Origin of the sequence: Sandaracinus amylolyticus (genome assembly GCF_021631985.1) — a bacterium.
Classification (GTDB): Bacteria; Myxococcota_A; Polyangia; order Polyangiales; family Sandaracinaceae; genus Sandaracinus; species Sandaracinus amylolyticus_A.
This window is the reverse complement of the sequence record NZ_CP070225.1, coordinates 9970805-9987761: the sequence shown is the minus strand read 5'-3', so window position 1 is coordinate 9987761 and position 16957 is coordinate 9970805. Positions and strand designations below refer to the sequence as shown.

The window sequence follows — 16957 nt, the reverse complement described above, 5'->3', positions numbered from 1 at the left end:
CTCCTCCCCGCTGCGCCGCTCCCTGCGCGCATCGATGCTCGAGGGCGGCGTCTCCGAGACCTGGAATGCGTTCGCGACCGGCGCGGTGCTGACCGCCTGGGCGCTCCATCTCGGCGCCGACCCCATCACCATCGCGATCCTGCAGAGCCTGTCGACGGGCGCGCAGGTCCTCCACGGACCAGCGGGCTTCCTGACCGAATGGGTCGGTCGCAAGCGGCTCGCGATCGTCGCGATGACCGGCGCGCGCCTCGCGTGGGCGCCGATGGCCGCGCTCCCGCTGCTCGGGCTCGATCGCGGCGGGGCCGCGCTCCTGCTGATCGCGGTCGCCGCGTTCTCGGCGACGCTGCAGGTGATCGGCCAGAACGCGTGGGGCGCGTGGATGGGCGACGTGGTGCCACCCACGCTGCGCGGGCGCTTCTTCGGCGCGCGCACGGTGTTCGTCACCGGCGGCGCCGCGCTCGCGTCGCTGGCGTGCGCGCTCTTGCTCGAAAGCGAGGTGCCTCGCGAGATCACGCTGCCAGGCATCGCGGCGCTGCTCTGCGCGACCGGCCTCGTCTCGGCGGGCCTGCTCGCGCAGCAGGTCGATCCGCTCGGTCGCGTGCCGAGGACGCGTCCCGATCCGCGCGCCTACGTCGAGGCGCTGCGCGATCCCCGGGCCCACGGGCTCTTCGTCTACCAGCTGCTCTGGGGCGCGGCGGTCGCGCCCGCCGCGGCGTTCTTCTCGCTGCACGTGCTGCGCACACTGCAGGGCGGGTTCTTCCTGCTCGCGGCGCACGCGATCGCGATCGCATTGACGCGGGTGTTCACCGCGCCGCTCTGGGGACGCGCGGTGGACCGCTGGGGCGCGCGACCGGTGCTCGCGGTGTGCTCGTTCGGCATCTCGATGATGCCGGCGATCTGGGTGTTCACCTCGCCCGATCGCGTGTGGCCGCTCGCGATCGACGCCATGCTCTCCGGGCTCTGGTGGGGCGGTCACGGCGTGGCGTCGTTCGACCTTCCGCTCGGCATCGCGCCGGCGAAGCGGCGCTCGTACTACCTCGCGCTCTTCGCGATGGCGTCGGGCCTCGGGTTCGGCGTGTCGTCGTTGATGGCGGGCGTGGGCGCCGACTGGCTCGCGGCGAACGCGGGCGGGGACCTGCGCCCGCTCTTCGCGGTGTCGGCGCTGGCGCGCGCGTCGTGCGCGCTGCTCGCGGCGCGGGTGCACGAGCCCGAGGCGTCCTCGGTGAGGTCGCTCATCTTCGGCCTGCGCCGCGGCGTGAGCGCTCCCTGACGTTCGGGCGCACGAACGCGGTATCGTGCGGTCTCGGGGGAACCATCGATGACCCATCACGTCCGTATCTCCATCGCGTGCCGCGACGACCGCGGCCTCCTCGCTGCCGTCGCCGGCCGTCTCTTCGAGCTCGGCGGTGATCTCGGCGACGCGTCGTTCGGTCTTCTCGGCGAGCAGGCCGAGCTCGTGTGCGTCTGCGCGATGCCCGATCACCAGACGGCCGACGCGATCCGCAAGGCGCTCGCCGCGCTGCCCGCGCTGAAGTCGGGCGAGATCCAGGTGAAGCCGTTCGAGCTCGGCCGCGCGCCGACCGCGACGGGCAAAGCGACCCACGTCGTGCGCGTGCGCGGCAACGATCGTCCCGGCCTCATGGCGCGCCTGTGCGAGGCGTTCGGCGAGCTCGGCGCGAACATCGTGCGCATGGACGCGCAGCAACTCGAGCGCAGCGCCGGCACCGACTACCTGATGCGCTTCGAGGCGTGGATCCCCGAGGGCAACGAGGAGGCGTGCCTCGCGAACGTCGCGAACACCGCCGAGTCGATGGCGATGAGCTGCGACGCGGAGCGCGTCGCGCCGAAGTGAAGCCGAGGCGAGCCCCGACCTTCTTCGGGCGCGCCCCGACCCTCTTCGTGCGCGGCGCGACCCTCGTCTCCGAGCGCGACCACCTTCTCTGCGATCGCGACCACCCGCATCTCCGATCGGCCCGACCCGCATCTGCGATCGCCCCGACCCGCATCTCCGATCGCGACCACCCTCTCTGCGATCGCGACCACCCTCGACTCCGATCGCGACCACCCTCGACTCCGATCGCGACCACCCTCTCTCGGACTGCGACCACCCTCTCTCGGACTGCGACCACCCTCTCTCCGACCGCCTCGAGTGTGCGGAACGATGGAGGAATCCGTCGCAGTCCGAGATTGGGGACGCAGATCAGCCGGGCTGCTTGTCGAGGAAGCCGTAGACCTTCTTCATGCGGCCCTGCTCGGTGACCACGACGTCGAACCCGATCGCGACCGGCTCGCGCGCCCCGGCGGGCGCGGCGTGCCAGGTGAAGCGCGCCTGATCGTGGTGCGCGTCGACCGCGCCGTGCAGCGTGAAGCGCACGCCGGGATACCGCGCCTGCACCGCGCTCACGAACTGCTCGATCTGCTCGCGGCCCTCGGCCGCGACGTGGGGATCGACGTAGACCGCATCGGCCGCGTAGACGCGCTCGAAGAGCGCGCGGCGACGCGCGGGATCGGTCTCGTTCCAGGTCTCGAGGTAGTCGCGCACCAGGGCTTCGACGTTCGTCATCGTCACTCCTCCTTCGACGAGAGAGAACGTGCGGCCGTCGCGCGGCGCGCTCCATGACGTGCGAGGTCATGTCGCGCGTGTCACCGTGCACGTCATCGTGATCGATCGTGATCGGCCCATCGTTCGGTTCGCCCGCTGCAGCTCGTGCTGCGGTGCGTGCGCGTGTACCGAGCGCCTCGGGCCGAGCTCTCGATAGCGAGATCCGTCGGCTCGAGGCGCGTCTTCGGTCCTTCTCCCCTTCACCGAAGAAGAGGTGCGCCTTGGCACGTCCGTTCCGCGTCTACGACACGCTCCGTCGATCGATCGTCCCCTTCACGCCGCGCCGCCCCGGGCACGTCGGGCTTTACGTCTGCGGCATGACCACCTACGACCACGCGCACGTCGGGCACGCGCGCGCGATGGTCGTGTTCGACGCGTTCGTCCGCTACCTGCGCCACGGCGGTTGGGACGTGACCTACGTCCGCAACCACACCGACGTCGACGACAAGATCATCCGCCGCGCGCAACATCACGGCGAAGACCCCCTCGCGCGCGCGTCGCGCTTCGTGCACGCGTTCGACGAGGACATGCACGCGCTCGGGCTCGTGGTGCCCGACGCCGCGCCGCGCGTCACCGAGAGCATCGACGCGATCGTCGCGTTGATCGAGGCGCTGATCACACGCGGTCACGCCTACGTCGCGCCGAGCGGCGACGTGTGGTTCTCGGTCGCGTCGGCGCCCGCGTACGGCGCGCTCTCGAACCGTCGCGGCGACGCGATCGAGACGAGCGCCGACGTCGAGAGCGGCAAGCGCGATCGGCGCGACTTCGCGCTGTGGAAGGCGGCGCGTCCCGGCGAGCCGAGCTGGAGCGCGCCGTTCGGACGTGGTCGTCCGGGGTGGCACATCGAGTGCTCGGCGATGGCGCACGAGACGCTCGGTGACGCGCTCGACATCCACGGCGGCGGGCTCGATCTCGTGTTCCCTCATCACGAGAACGAGATCGTGCAGTCGGAGTGCGTGCATGGCGCGCCCTACGCGGGGCACTGGATGCACAACGGGCTGCTCACCACGTCGAGCGGCGCGAAGATCGCGCGCAGCGAGGGCAACGGCGCGACGATCCGCGAGGTGCTGGCGCGCGTGCCCGCGGAGGCGCTGCGCTTCACCTATCTGCGCGCGCACTATCGATCGCCGCTCGCGTGGGACGAGCGCACGATCGACGACGCGCTCTCGCAGCTCGCGCGGCTCTACGCGGCGATCGAGACCGCGAGCGCGCTCGGCGGCGACGGCGATCCCGATCGCGCCGCAGCGGAGCTCGGGACCGATGCGCGCGAGACGCTCGAGCTCGCGCGCACTTTCGAGGGGCGTGTGATCGAGGCGCTCGACGACGACTTCCACACGCCGCGCGCGCTCGCCTGCACGATCGAGCTCGCGCGCGCGCTGCAGCGCCTCACGACGCTACCGCGCGCGGTGAAGCGAGGCGGGCCCATCGCGCGGGTCGCGCTCGACGCGCTCGACGTCGTGAAGCGCGCGCTCGGCCTGCTGACGTCGACGGCCGAGTCCTTCCACGACGAGGTGCGCCGCAAGGTGCTCCCTTCGCGCGGGCTCGATGCGCGCACGATCGACGCACGCATCGAGTCGCGCGACGCCGCGCGCGCCCGGCGCGCATGGGACGAGGCGGACGCCGTACGCGCGGAGCTCGACGCGTGCGGAATCGACGTGCGCGACACGCCGCGCGGCACCGAGTGGCGCGTGCGGCTGTGATCAGCGTCGCGACGCGTCGAGCAGCGCGCCCTGCAGCGTGCGCAGCGAGGTCACGCCCTCGATGACGCCGCGCCCCGGTCCGAGCACGTGATCGATCGTCCGTCCGATCGCGTGCTCCTCGGGCGCGATCCCGATCAGGTCGGTCTCGAGCGCGGTGATCGCGCGCTCGTCGGCGAAGAAGTCGCCCGCGAGGCGGACCCGCGCGAGGCGCCCTTCGTCGTCGAGCGTGACGCCCGCTTCGACGATGCCGACCGGCACCTCGACCGGCGCGCTCCACGACACGACGCCGTCGCGCGGCGGCGGGGGCTCGAGCGCGGTCGGGAGGGCGCTCGCGCGTGTGATCGTCGTGCCCGGGAAGCGCGTCGCGTGACCACGCGCGATCGCCTCGATCATCACGTCGGGATCACCGGGCTCGATCGATCCCGGCGCGTGCCCGCGGCTCTGTTTGCTGCTTCGCGGGCTCACCGCCGCGAAGTCACGGGGCGGCGCGAAGGGCGCGCCGATCGACACGAACGCCTCGATCAGCACGCGACCTTCGAGATCACGATGCCATCCGATCAGCGCGATCGGCGTCTTGCCGCGGCTGAGCCAATCGCGACCGAAGTAGAGCACCGGCTCGCCCGCGAGCGTGGTGAGCCCGCCGAGGAAGCCGCGCACGTTGCGGTTCAGGATGCGGTCCGGCGGGCACTCCATGAGCGCCGCAGGCTGCGGCAGACCGAGCGCGAGATAGAGCACGCCCGGACCGATGCGCGCGCTCGGCCCCCCGGTCGCACGACGCAGCCCGTCACCGCGCTGCCATCGACCGAGCACGAGCGCGTCGTCGCTCGCGATCGCACCGTAGAGCGAGACGCCATCCGCGCGCGTCGTGCCTGCACCTCGCGCCAGCGCAGTGCGCGCATCGACGCCGTGATCGGCGATCCACGCGAGCGTGGCGCTCACGGATCGGTGCGCAGCGCGACGAACGCCTGCGCGAGACCGCGCGTGAACGCGTCGACCGCGGCCTCGATGCGCATGAACAGCGCGCGCAGCGAGAGCTCGAGCTCGGTGCCACGCCGCGCGAGGTGCGCCGGCGTCGAAGGACGCTCGTCGCGCGGCGCGCTCGCGTCCGTCGCGAACAGGAGCGTGTCCTCCGCCGATCGCACCGGGCGCATCACACCGCGCGAGGCCGTGGGCTCGGGGCGCTGCTGCTCGTACCCGACCGTCGCATCGCGCATCCGGCGCGCCTCGCGGCTCTCGTCGCGATCACGATCGAGCGCGATCTCGACGACGCCACTGCCGCCCTCGTGGTCCTCGTCCTCCGACTCGTACGCGAGCTCGAGCACGAGGCGCGGCACCTGATCGCGCGACACGTCGACCGCGACGCGCACGATGCGCGCGAGCCGTCCGTCGTCGTCGCGCACCTCGCTGCCGACGCGCAGGAAGGGCAGCTCCTGCACCACGACGAGCGCATCGTCGCGGCGCCGCGCCACCGTCGTCACGATCGGACGATCCACGCCGGCGATCCGCAGTCGCGCGCGCTCTCCGGCGCCGGGGTGCGGGAACGAGGGACGCGAGTGGCGGGCGCTCTGCATGACGAGTCCTCCTGCGCCGGTTGTCGAGGAGGACGAAGGTCGTGTCCAAAAAACGGCTCGCCCGCGAAGGGCCCTTCCGTCCGCGTGCGCCGCACGCTCCCGTGCGGCCCTCCGCCGGCGAGCACTCCAGCTGAGCGCGTCCAAAAAACGGCTCGTGATGCCCTATCCTCCGCCGCGATGCGTGGCGTGATGCTCGTGCTCCTCGCGGTGAGCTTCGTGAGCGCCGGCGTGATGCACTTCGTGATCGAGCCGACGTTCACCGCGATGGTGCCGCCCTTTCTCCCCGCGCCGCGCGTGCTGGTGTGGATCTCGGGCATCGCGGAGATCGCGCTCGGCATCGCGACGCTCGTCCCGCGGCTGCGGCCCTACGCGGGATGGGGGCTCGTCGCGCTGCTGATCGCGGTGTTCCCCGCGAACGTCTACATGGTGTTCGACGACACGCCTGCGATCGACGCGCCGCGATGGGCGCTCTGGGCGCGGCTGCCGATCCAGGCGGTGCTCGTCGCGTGGGCGATCTGGGCCACCGATGCGGTGAAGCTCGTTCGGCGCTGATCGCGCTTGCGTGACGCACCGCGGCTGGGCACGTCGTCTGGACGTGAGCGCGCAGCACGAGCTCGAGATCACCGCGCGGAGCCTGCTCGAGCTCGCCGAGCGAGCGCAGGGACAGCGGCCCTCGGAGGCGCTGGTGCTCGCGGATGGCGCCGAGACGATCACGGCGTGCGGCACCTGCGTGCGGTGCTCGACGGCTACGACGGCAACCTCGCGCGCCAGGGCGGTGCGTTCGACCTCGCGCGGTCGCGCTATCGCGCGGCGCTGGAGCATGCCGAGCCGAGCGATGCGGCGACGCTCGCGATGGATCTGGGCGCGACCGAGCTCGCGGCGGGTCGTCACGACGACGCGGCGCTCTGGCTCGCGCGCGCTGCGCGTGGGCTCGCTGCGCTCGCGCCCGGTCCTTCGCACACGCTGCTCGCGCCGCTCGTCGCGCACTATCACGCGCTGCTCGCGCTGATCACCGCGCGCGGCGGCGCGATCGAGCTCGAAGGCCCGCCCGCGCTCGCGCCGATCCGCGCCTGGCTCGTCGACGCGACCCGGGGTGCCGGCACCTCGAGCGCGCCGTGATCGCAGCGCGGCGTGAGCGCGGCGTCGGTCGCGGCGTAACCAGCGCGCACGATCACGCGATCGCCGTCGCGCCATGCCTCGACGCCGGCGGTGATCGCGATCTCCGCGACCGCGGTGGGATCACGATCTCGGCGCGCCCACCGGCCGCGAGCGTCAGTGGCTCGACGATCGCGCCACCACACACCGGAGGCTCGGGCTCGGCACACGCAGCGAGCGACGACGCGAGCGCGAGGACGAGAGCACGGTACTGCATGCGCGCGAACCTGCGCGCATCGAGCGATCGTCGCCGCTTAAGCCGCCGCGCGAGCCGCGCGATTAATAACGCGCGACCTTCGGGTCGACGCGCGTCGACCACGCCTCGATCCCGCCCTCGACGTTCCACACGTCGCGGAACCCCATGCGCACGCAGTGCTCGGCCGCCGCGCGCGAGCGCACGCCGTGGTGGCAGTAGAGGACCAGCGTCGTCGCGCGATCGAGATCGGCGAGCTTCGCGCGCAGATCCTCGTCGAGCAGCTCGCTCCCCTCGATCTCCGCGATCGCGCGCTCCTCGGGCGTGCGCACGTCGACGAGCAGGTGCGGCTTGCCGGCGCGACGCATCTGGTCGAGCTGCTCCACGCTCATGCTCTTCACCTTCGGCGGCGCCGCGGGGTTCGTGATGCGGAAGCCGGTCGCGCCGGGGCCGCTCACGAAGTCGATCGCCACTCCGTCGGCGCGGCGCGCGCTCGCGCGATCCATCGAGAGCCGGATCGTCACGAGGTCGATCACGAGGTCGTCCTCGCGCGGCGCCTCGATGTCGAGCTCCGCGTCGAACGCACGATCGATCGCGAGCCGCACGTCGGGCTTCTGCACGCCCGCGTACTGCCGGAACGCCGCGACGGCCGCGTCGCTCACGTGCACCTCGGGGATCTCGGTCTCGATCGGTCCCTCGACGCCGAGCATCGGCGCGAGCTCACCCGCGCGCATCATCTCGGCGATGATGTCCGCGCCGCCGACGAGCTTCCCGCGCACGTAGAGCTGCGGGATGGTCGGCCACTGCCCGTACTCCTTGATGCCCTCGCGGATCGCCTCGTCGGCGAGCACGTCGACCGTCAGGTAGTCCTCGAGCAGCTCGTCGAGCACGTCGACCACGCGCGACGAGAACCCACAGCGCGGCGCGCTGCGCGTGCCCTTCATGAAGAGCACGACGGAGTTGTTCGAGACGATCTCTTCGATGCGCAGCCGGATGTCCATCACAGGCGCGGATTCATGGTGCGGCGCGCAGCGCGCGGCAACCGACGCGGCTCGCTCAACGCACGCAGGCTTCGTCGGCGGCGGCCTCGCACTCGGGCGACATGTCGATCACCTCGGTCACGCACGCACCGAGGCGCTCGAGCTCGTCGGGGCACACCGGCGCGCCGCACTGGAGCAGGTCGATCCCGCGTCGCCCTGCGCACGCGCCCGATGCGACGGCGCAGCACGCGAACTCCGACCAGTCGGACTGGCAGCCCATCGTGTTGGCGCAGCGCACCACTGCATCGTTGAGGCAGCGGGGGCACGCGGGGTCCCCGGCGAAGCAGCCTTCGGTGCAGTCGGGCGTCGTGCAGTCGCTCAGGCACTCGATCGTCTCGCGGCCGCAGGTGGGCCCCTCGAAGGGCGGCAGCGGGCCATCGCACACGACCGCGCCTGCGTCGCGCGCCGCCGCTGCGTCGCGCCGCGGCATCGCAGCGTCGGCGATCGTGACCATCCCCGCGTCGAGCGCGGGCCCTCCGTCACGCGGTGGGGCCGTGAGCCCGTCGTGCGATGTGTAGCAACCGGACGCCGCCGCGATCACCAGGAACAACGGGAAAGACCTTCGCACGCGCATCCCACGAACCTGGGCGCGATCGAGTGCGACAGCATTTCCCGGCCTGCGGGTCACCACGGGATGGGCTTGTAGTCCTTGAGGAAGAGCCCCCACACGTGCTCGCCGCGATTCACTCCGTCGAAGATCGGATCGACGATGCGCGCGGCTCCGTCGACCACGTCGAGCGGCGGATGGAAGCCGTGCTCCTCGACCTTCTTCGACGCGATCTCCAGCGGGTCCTCGTCGGTGATCCACCCGGTGTCGACGCTGTTCATGTGGATCCCGTCCTTCACGTAATCGGCGGCGGACGTGCGCGTCATCATGTTGAGCGCGGCCTTCGCCATGTTCGTGTGCGGGTGCTTGTCGGTCTTGTGATCGCGATAGAACTGCCCCTCCATCGCGCTCACGTTGACGACGTGCTTGTCGCGCGTGGGCACGCGCAGCATCAGCGGCTTCAGGCGCGCGTTGAGCACGAAAGGCGCGACGGCGTTCACGAGCTGCACCTCGAGCAGCTCGACGCTCGAGACCTCGGCGAGCGTGAGGCGCCACGAGTTGCGACCGCGCAGATCGACCTGCTGGAGATCCGCATCGAGCTTCGCCGCGGGAAAGAGCGCGAGATCCTGGCCGCGATCCTCGGGGAGCAATTCGAGCTGGGAGAGCGCCGCGGGATCGACGAGGCCCACGTCGCGCACGAGCTCGGTGCGCTCCTTCACCAGCGTGTCGTGGCGCGCCTTGCGATGCTCTTCCCACGACGCGAGCAGCGCGCGCGCCGGCGCGGCGACCGCATCGTGCCCGGCGCCCTCGAGCTCCATCAGGTGGCGATAGAAGCCCGCAGGACGGCGCACCGTCTGGCACGCGTTGTTGAGGATGAAGTCGAGGCGCGGGAGCGTCTCGAGCATGCGCGCGCAGAACGCTTCGACGCTCGGGGTGTGGCGCAGATCGAGGCCGTGCACCTCGAGGCGATCACGCCACTGCTCGAAGTCGTCCTCGCGCGCGTAGCGGGCCGCGGCATCGCGCGGGAAGCGCGTGGTGACGACGACGTGCGCACCGGCGCGCAGCAGCTTGATCGCGGCGTGATAGCCGATCTTCACGCGCGCTCCGGTGACCAGCGCAACGCGCCCGCGCAGGTCCGCGGTCTGGTTGCGCTTGTGCCAGTTGAGCTCCGCGCAGGGCTCGCACATCTGGTCGTAGAACGCGTGGACGCGCGTGAACTCGGCCTTGCACACGTAGCACTTGCGCGCTTCGCGCAGCTCGCGCGGGCTCGGCGCGTCGGGCTCGGTGCCGGGCAGGAGCGCGGGCGGAGTGACGAACACCGGCGCGCGGCGGAGCGTGCGGATGCCGGTCGCGTCGAGCACCTCGTCGTCGGCGCGCCTGCGCTCGTCGCGCTCCTTGCGGCGGAACGCCTTCGCCATCTTGCGCAGCGCGGCGCGATCGGGACGGCAGACGAGGCCCGCGGCCTTCACCAGGCGCTGTCGCGTCTCTTCGTCGACCTCGGCGAGCAGCCCGCGATCCTCGACGATGCGCTCGAGCGTCGCGATGCACGCGTCGATCTCGGCGCGCGCGTCCTTTGCTGCTTCGTCGCTCACGATCGATCACCCACACACAGAAGGGGCGGACGCACTAGCACGCACCGATGTTGTACGCTCGCGGCCCATGAGCGAGACGAGCCAGAGCATCCTCGTGATCACCGACCTGTTGCTCGGCGCGGTCCACGCCGACGGGAGCAAGAGCGGCGAGGAGATCCACGTCGTGCGCGATCTGCTGAAGGAGCTGCTCGATCAACGCGAGCTGCCCGAGTCGATCGAGAAGCGGATCGAGATCTTCGAGCCGGGCGACTTCTCGCTCGCGGAGAGCGCGGCGGCGTTCGCGAGCGCCGAGCCCGAGCGCAAGCGGCGCCTGCTCGAGCTGGTCGCGGCGGTGCGCGACGCGGACGAAGAGGTCGACGTCGCGGAGGACGAGTACCTCGTGTCGCTCGCGAAGGCGCTCGGCATGAAGGAGTCGGAGTACTCGGATCTCACGCTCGACTACGAGATCGAGGATCTGCGCGAGCACCTCTCGAACCTGCGTTCGGTGCCGCCTCCGCCTCCGAAGGCGTGAATCCTGACCGCAGGTCAGCTACCTTTTCGCGCACGATGCGAACGGTGCTGCGAGCGCGGAAGGAAGAGGACAAGGACGAGCGGCGACGGGTGCTGCTCGACGCGGCGCGCTCGCTGTTCGAAGAGCAGCACTACACGCAGGTGAAGATCGCCGACGTCGCGGCGCGCGCGGGGCTCGCGAAGGGCACCGTGTTCGTCTACTACCCGACGAAGGAGTCGCTCTTCCTCGCGCTGACCGAGACGCTGCTCGTCGAGTGGATCGAGGGGCTCGAGCGCGAGGTCGAGGCGACGCGCGGGAAGCTGGGGAGCGCGCGGGCGGCGCGGATCCTGGCGAGCGGGCTGGTCGAGCGACCGACGTTGACGCGACTGCTGGCGATCCTGGGCTCGGTGCTCGAGCAGGAAGCCGATCCCGAGCGGATCCTCGCGTTCAAGCGGAAGCTGGTCGAGGGATTGGCGCGGATCGGGGTGATCCTGGAGCGGAAGCTCGCGTTCCTCGGGCCGGGCGGAGGTGCGCACCTGCTGGTGCGGACGTACGCGCTGGTCGTGGGGCTCCACGCGCTCTGCGAGGTGTCGCCCAACGCGAAGAAGGTGCTCGACTCGCACGAGGACGTCGGGTCGCTGCGGTTCGACTTCGCGCAGGAGCTGGAGAGCGCGCTGCTGTTGCTGTTGCGTGGGTTGGAGAAGGACGCGGGCTGAGGGTGGCAGCGCGGAAAATGCAATGAGGTCGCGGGGGTAGCTCAACCACGGTCGGTTTTCGACCGCGGGTGTGGGCTCCAAAGATCGGGTCGCCAGAGCTCAACCACGGTCGGGTCCGAGCCTCGAACGAAGAGTCCGTAAGACGGGTCACGAAGCCCAACCCCGGTCGGTTCCCGCCCCTACCGCCGAACCCTTGCAGCTGTGCCGCCCCCCGAACCAAGCTCCGCGCCATGACGTCCTCCACCGGCGGCTGGGCCGCGCAGATCGGCTCCGTCCTCCGCCCCGACATCGAGCGCCGCGGCAACCTCATCCGCACCGCGTGGGATCGCCTCAGCAACGTCCCCGGCGGCACCCGTCTCTTCTCGCGCTTCGTCGGCCGCGCCGCGCCCTACACCGGCTCGATCCACGCGCACGTCGTCGAGCTCCGCGAGGGCTACGCGAAGGTCGAGCTCCGCGACCGCAAGCCGGTGCGGAACCACCTCGACTGCGTGCACGCCATCGCACTCGCCAACCTCGCCGAGCTCTGCGGCAACGTGGCGGTCGCGTACGCACTGCCCGACGACGCGCGCTTCATCGTCGCCGGCATGTCGCTCGAGTACGTCAAGAAGGCGCGCGGCACGATCACCGCCGAGAGCCGCCCGCCGCGCATTGCTTCCAGCGAGAAGCGCGAGTACGCGGTCGAGGTCGAGATGCGCGACGCCAAGGGCGAGGTCGTCACGCGCGCCACGCTGCGCACGCTCGTCGGTCCCAAGCGCGAGCCGAACGGGAACGGACGCGCTTCGTGAAGCCGCTCCGCATCGCGCTCTGTCAGCTCGACTACGCGATCGCCGATCTCGACGGGAACCTCGCCGCGATCGTCGATGCCGCGCGGCGCGCGAAGGAGGGCGGGGCGAAGGTCGCGTTCTTCTCGGAGCTCGCGATCACCGCGTACGGCCCGCGCGATCTGCTGGAGCGACCGTCGTTCATCGACGCGGTCGAGCGCGCCTGCGAGACGCTCGCGCGCGCGCTCCCGCCCGATCTCGTCTGCCTCGTCGGCGCGCCGACGCGCGCGACCGGCGGCATCGGCCGCGATCTGCACAACTCCGTGCTCGTGATGCGCGACGGGCGCATCGCGCAGGTGATCCACAAGCAGCTCCTGCCGACGTACGACGTGTTCGACGAGGACCGCTGGTTCGAGGCGGGCACGAGCGATCCGATCGTCGACGTCGGCGGCGTGAAGCTCGGCATCACGATCTGCGAGGACGCGTGGAACGACGTGACCGTGATGCGCGGCCGTCGCTACCAGGGCAATCCGGTTGACGCCGTGGTGCGCGCGGGCGCGGACGTGATCGTCAACCTCGCAGGCTCGCCGTTCACGCTGACCAAGCGCGCGGGACGCTCCGCGATGCTCGCCGCGATCGCGGAGAAGCACGCGCGCCCGGTCGTGATGGTCAACCAGGTCGGTGGCCACGACGATCTGATCTTCGACGGATGCTCGCTCGTGCTCGGGCCCGACGGCGCCACGTGGGCGCGCGCGGCCGCGTTCGCGCCCGACGTGCTGGTGTGCGACGTCGCGCCGGGCGGACCGCAGCGCGCGTGGCCAGAGACCGACGAGGCCGCGGCGCTCGACGCGCTCGCGCTCGGCGTGCGCGACTACGCCGCGCGATGCGGCATGAAGAGCGCGATCCTGGGCTTGTCGGGCGGCATCGACAGCGCGCTCGTCGCGGCGATCGCGGTGCGTGCGCTCGGTCCCGATCGCGTACTCGGCGTCGCGATGCCGAGCCGCTACTCGAGCGAGCACTCGATCGCCGATGCACGTGCGCTCGCGACGAACCTCGGGATGCGCTTCGAGGTCGTGCCGATCGAGCCGATCTTCGCGCCCTACGACGATCTGCTGCGCGCGCCGCTCGCCGCGTTGGGCCCCACGCCTGCCGACGACGTGACGTTCGAGAACGTGCAGGCGCGCCTGCGCATGACGATCCTCATGGCGCTCGCGAATCGCGCGGGCGCGATGCTGCTCAACACCGGCAACAAGAGCGAGGTCGCGTGCGGCTACTGCACGCTCTACGGCGACATGGCCGGGGGCCTCGCAGTGATCAGCGACCTGTACAAGACGTTCGTCTATCGCGTGTCGCGCGAGGTGAATCGTCAGGCGGGTCGCGAGATCATCCCCGAGAGCACGTTGACGAAGCCGCCGAGCGCGGAGCTGCGTCCCGACCAGACCGATCAGGACACGCTGCCGCCCTACGACGTGCTCGACGCGATCCTCGCGCAGCTGGTCGAAGGCCAGCGCTCGACGCGCGAGGTCGTCGAGGCCGGCTTCGATCCGGCGGTGGTCGCGAGGGTCGCGCGCATGATCAAGATCGCGGAGTTCAAGCGCCGGCAGATGCCGCCGGGGCTCATCGTGACGAAGAAGGCGTTCGGGCCGGGACGTCGGATCCCGATCGCGCAGCGCTGGGCGTACTGAAGCGAGCGATCGACGAAGGCGTCACGCCGCGAGTCGTGCAGGTGCGACCTCCGCACCGTGTTGCTCGCGCATCAGCCACGTACCGGCGGGAAACGGGACATCGCGGCGTCCCGCGCGCCACGATCGTCTGGCGTGTCGGTACTCCGCGCGAAATGCACGGACCCGGTCGTAGGAATCACGCAGCGCGTCGTGATTTCCGCGCCCGACTGCGAACGTCGGATTCAACGAGCGGATCGACTCGAACGAGCGAGCGCGCCGGAATGGTGAGAGCTTCGCGCATCGGTCGGCGCCCAGGAACGTCCCGCCCGTCTCGCGGACCTTCGCACGCGCCGCGGATTCCAGCGCTCCGAGCTCGTGCGCGACGAGGTCGCGCAGCTCGTCGTCTCGCATCCCGAGCTCGCGCGCCGCGCGCGGCATCTCGAGGCGCAGCTCGACGTGTGGCGGCCACCTGCCGTCGTCGGGCGCGAAGTACTCCGCGGGGCGCTCGATGCGCCACGTGGCCGTCCCGATCTCGTGCGGGCGCGTCGTCACGCCAGGCCAGTCTCTCGCCCGCGGGACGAGGGCCGCAGCGACGGGGTTCGCGATCGCATAGGCGAGCTTCTCGATGACTGCGTGGGGAGTGCGCAGCTCGACGACGCTCGTCGTCTCGTGATCCCACACTGCGCCGTCCCATTTGCGCAGAACCTTCGTCGCCAACGCGACGTGACGGTGCAGATAGTGGAGGAACTCGGGGAGACGACCCTCGGGATCCGAGACCACGAGGTGCTCGTGCGTGCTCATCAATACCGCCGCATGAACCTGGACGCCGGAGCGCTGGGCGGCGACTGCGAGGGTGTAGAGGAAGATTCGGTTCATCCGCGGTCCCGGCGCGAACAGATGATGACGGCGCACGGTGCGGCGAGTGACGAGGTACACGGCGCCGGGCTCGATGAGACGAGGCTGAGTCATGGGCTCGCTCTGGGCAGGTGTCGGGCCGGCTCGCGAGCCCGCAAAACCCAACAAAACCGCAACGTGGGTTGGCGGAACTGACGGCCCCCGTCACCCGCCACCGCCCCCTCACAACGGCGCCGCCCCCGCCTCCCCGCGCCACTCCGGCGCCTCCGGCGCCACCCGCTCCACCGACACGAAGTGCGCGCCCCCATCGCTCGCCCCGAGCTCGATCACGATCTCGTATCGATGCCCCGGCTTCAGCGCGAGCCCCGCCCGTCGTTGCCCCGCCAGCGACACGCACGCCAGCACCCGCCGCCCGTCGCTCACCACCAACCATCCCGGCGCATCGGTCTGGATCGCATAGAACGCTTCCGCCGGCGGCCGGAACGTGAACGTCCGATCCACCGACCCCGCCGGCGCGCCACATCGATCGGGCTGCGAGCTCGCGGCGCCGCTCGAGAAGAACACCGGCTGCCCCACCGTGATCGGCCCACCGGTCGCGAGCGCGGTCGACGTCAGCGTGTACGTGCCCGAGCGCCCCGAGAGCCCACCCACGATCACGCGGTACGTCACCCCCGCGACCACGTCGACCACGACCTGCGAGCGCGTGACGTCACCGTGATCGTCGTTGCACGCCATCGACGTCGCGCTGCCCTCGGGCACCACGCCCAGGCACGCGTCGTAGTCCGCCTGCACCTGGAACATCTGTGCGCCGTCCTCGGTCGCGGTGAACGTCCACTCCTGCATCGGCCCGACCGGCGGGCAGTCGATCCCCGGGATCGGCGCGCGAAACCGCGTGTCGCCCTGCACCGACGTTCCCGCCGCGAGCGCCTGCGGAGGCGCCGGTGGCCCAACCTCGGTCGGCTCCGGGGCCGCCACCGCAGCCCCGCCATTGACCCAGATCTCGAACCCTCCCGCCGCCCCCGAGTACCCGCCCTGCACCACCTCGACGGCCTGTCCTGCCCTCAACGTCACCGTCACCTGCGACGCTCGAGTGCTCGAGTAGTCGTCGTTGCACCCGAGCTCTCCCGCGCTCGGATCCCACACCGCGAGCACTCCGTCGTAGTCGCTCGTCGCCGACTCGAACACGTAGGTCGCACTCCGCGGCGCCACGAACGCGAAGCTGCGCATCGGCGACCCCGACGCGTTCCCGCACGTGATCGCCCGCAGCCCCGACGGCCCACCGCGCGTCGACCCTCGCACGCGCTGCGACTCGACCAACGTCGTCCCCGTGCTCGAAGACTCCACGGCCCCGCGGATCGCCGACACGACGAAGCTGCACCCGCTCACGGCGAGCGCGATCACGATCGCCGCGCTCACTCGCCCCATCGAATGCCCGCTCCGAATTCGATCCAAAGCGCGGGCATTCGATTCTGATCGTCGAGCCGCACGTGCCCCACCAGGAACGCGGCGATCCCCCAGTGCGTGTCGAAGTACCAATCGCCGCCGACCCCACCCGTCAGCAGCGCCCCCGGCAACAGCGCGGCGTCATAACGCTCGCGAACCTCAACCTCGGTGCCGTCCTCGAGCCGCGCGACGTGGGGTCCGTGCTCCTGCTCGGGGAGCCCCACCAGGTACATCCCCGCGCCGATCAGCACCATCGCGCGCAGCCCGTATCCCTGACCGACGGTCAGACGCGCGCGCACGAAATCGGCCGCGATCAGGTACTCCTGCTGTCTCCCGAGATCGGTCGAGCTGTCCCCACCGAACGCGATCGACACCGACGGCCCGAGCGAGATCCCGGTGCTCGCATCGGTGATCAGGATGTCGAGATCGTACGCGACCAGATACGCGACCCCGGGCTCGGCGCGCAGCCCGATGTAGAGCGCATCGCTCGATGGATGCACCGCCGTCTGCGCGCGCGCGGGCCCGGCCACCACCGAGGTCGCCGCGACCAACGCGAGTCCCACGAGCTGCGCGCGCACGGTGGTTCGTTCCCCCGCCCACCCGCGATTCTGAACGAATTCCCCAACCC

General features: G+C 71.1%; 19 protein-coding genes. 9 read left to right on the top strand and 10 right to left on the bottom strand.

From position 1 onward, the window contains the following. Positions 1 to 34 precede the first annotated feature (34 nt). Positions 35 to 1270: an MFS transporter gene (locus I5071_RS42515; protein ID WP_236519120.1), complete on the top strand. Its 1236-nt coding sequence runs from the start codon at positions 35 to 37 to the stop codon at positions 1268 to 1270. Positions 1271 to 1318: 48 nt separating this feature from the next. After that, complete coding sequence (locus I5071_RS42510) at positions 1319 to 1852, top strand: glycine cleavage system protein R (RefSeq protein ID WP_236519119.1); 534 nt, start codon at positions 1319 to 1321, stop codon at positions 1850 to 1852. 348 nt (positions 1853 to 2200) lie between these two features. On the opposite strand, the gene I5071_RS42505 is transcribed toward I5071_RS42510, so the two are convergent. Next, complete coding sequence (locus tag I5071_RS42505; protein WP_236519118.1) at positions 2201 to 2563, bottom strand: nuclear transport factor 2 family protein; 363 nt, start codon at positions 2561 to 2563, stop codon at positions 2201 to 2203. 260 nt (positions 2564 to 2823) lie between these two features. On the opposite strand from I5071_RS42505, the gene cysS reads away from it, so the two are divergent. Beyond that, positions 2824 to 4302, top strand: coding sequence for a cysteine--tRNA ligase (gene cysS / locus I5071_RS42500; RefSeq protein ID WP_236519117.1), 1479 nt, complete (start codon positions 2824 to 2826; stop codon positions 4300 to 4302). Here cysS and I5071_RS42495 read toward each other — a convergent pair whose 3' ends face one another. Together I5071_RS42495 and I5071_RS42490 are read right to left on the bottom strand one after the other, a co-directional pair. Continuing rightward, positions 4303 to 5241 (bottom strand): hypothetical protein, encoded by a 939-nt coding sequence (locus I5071_RS42495; protein WP_236519116.1) that lies wholly within the window; start codon positions 5239 to 5241, stop codon positions 4303 to 4305. Beyond that, a complete protein-coding gene (locus tag I5071_RS42490; RefSeq protein ID WP_236519115.1) occupies positions 5238 to 5873 on the bottom strand; it encodes a hypothetical protein in 636 nt (211 codons plus the stop codon). The genes I5071_RS42495 and I5071_RS42490 overlap by 4 nt, the downstream gene beginning before the upstream one ends. A gap of 177 nt (positions 5874 to 6050) precedes the next feature. On the opposite strand from I5071_RS42490, the gene I5071_RS42485 reads away from it, so the two are divergent. After that, positions 6051 to 6425 carry a DoxX family protein gene (locus tag I5071_RS42485; protein ID WP_236519114.1) on the top strand — a complete coding sequence of 125 codons (375 nt, stop codon included), beginning with the start codon at positions 6051 to 6053 and terminating at the stop codon, positions 6423 to 6425. Positions 6426 to 6590: 165 nt separating this feature from the next. After that, entirely contained in the window at positions 6591 to 6992 is a 402-nt protein-coding gene (locus I5071_RS42480) for a hypothetical protein (RefSeq protein ID WP_236519113.1), read from the top strand. Between the two features lie 52 nt (positions 6993 to 7044). Here I5071_RS42480 and I5071_RS42475 read toward each other — a convergent pair whose 3' ends face one another. The 4 genes from I5071_RS42475 to I5071_RS42460 form a co-directional block, all read right to left on the bottom strand. Next, positions 7045 to 7245, bottom strand: a complete 201-nt coding sequence (locus I5071_RS42475) for a hypothetical protein (protein WP_236519112.1) — start codon at positions 7243 to 7245, stop codon at positions 7045 to 7047. Positions 7246 to 7307: 62 nt separating this feature from the next. After that, positions 7308 to 8222, bottom strand: coding sequence for a Grx4 family monothiol glutaredoxin (gene grxD / locus I5071_RS42470; RefSeq protein WP_236519111.1), 915 nt, complete (start codon positions 8220 to 8222; stop codon positions 7308 to 7310). 55 nt (positions 8223 to 8277) lie between these two features. Next, complete coding sequence (locus I5071_RS42465; RefSeq protein ID WP_236519110.1) at positions 8278 to 8829, bottom strand: hypothetical protein; 552 nt, start codon at positions 8827 to 8829, stop codon at positions 8278 to 8280. Between the two features lie 56 nt (positions 8830 to 8885). Continuing rightward, positions 8886 to 10400: an SDR family NAD(P)-dependent oxidoreductase gene (locus tag I5071_RS42460; RefSeq protein ID WP_236519109.1), complete on the bottom strand. Its 1515-nt coding sequence runs from the start codon at positions 10398 to 10400 to the stop codon at positions 8886 to 8888. Between the two features lie 67 nt (positions 10401 to 10467). On the opposite strand from I5071_RS42460, the gene I5071_RS42455 reads away from it, so the two are divergent. The 4 genes from I5071_RS42455 (at position 10468) to I5071_RS42440 (ending at position 14052) form a co-directional block, all read left to right on the top strand. Then, positions 10468 to 10911: a TerB family tellurite resistance protein gene (locus I5071_RS42455; protein WP_236519108.1), complete on the top strand. Its 444-nt coding sequence runs from the start codon at positions 10468 to 10470 to the stop codon at positions 10909 to 10911. 35 nt (positions 10912 to 10946) lie between these two features. Beyond that, on the top strand, positions 10947 to 11606 hold the full coding sequence (locus I5071_RS42450) for a TetR/AcrR family transcriptional regulator (RefSeq protein WP_236519107.1): 660 nt from the start codon (positions 10947 to 10949) through the stop codon (positions 11604 to 11606). 230 nt (positions 11607 to 11836) lie between these two features. Continuing rightward, positions 11837 to 12391, top strand: coding sequence for a hotdog fold domain-containing protein (locus I5071_RS42445; protein WP_236519106.1), 555 nt, complete (start codon positions 11837 to 11839; stop codon positions 12389 to 12391). Continuing rightward, positions 12388 to 14052 (top strand): NAD+ synthase, encoded by a 1665-nt coding sequence (locus I5071_RS42440; protein ID WP_236519105.1) that lies wholly within the window; start codon positions 12388 to 12390, stop codon positions 14050 to 14052. The genes I5071_RS42445 and I5071_RS42440 overlap by 4 nt, the downstream gene beginning before the upstream one ends. A gap of 21 nt (positions 14053 to 14073) precedes the next feature. Here I5071_RS42440 and I5071_RS42435 read toward each other — a convergent pair whose 3' ends face one another. The 3 genes from I5071_RS42435 to I5071_RS42425 all read right to left on the bottom strand — a co-directional run bounded on the left by I5071_RS42435 (position 14074) and on the right by I5071_RS42425 (position 16907). Further along, on the bottom strand, positions 14074 to 15000 hold the full coding sequence (locus tag I5071_RS42435; protein WP_236519104.1) for a transposase: 927 nt from the start codon (positions 14998 to 15000) through the stop codon (positions 14074 to 14076). A gap of 108 nt (positions 15001 to 15108) precedes the next feature. Then, positions 15109 to 16311, bottom strand: coding sequence for a hypothetical protein (locus tag I5071_RS42430; protein ID WP_236519103.1), 1203 nt, complete (start codon positions 16309 to 16311; stop codon positions 15109 to 15111). Beyond that, positions 16299 to 16907 (bottom strand): hypothetical protein, encoded by a 609-nt coding sequence (locus I5071_RS42425; protein WP_236519102.1) that lies wholly within the window; start codon positions 16905 to 16907, stop codon positions 16299 to 16301. Before I5071_RS42425 ends, I5071_RS42430 begins: the two co-directional genes overlap by 13 nt. Positions 16908 to 16957 lie beyond the last annotated feature (50 nt).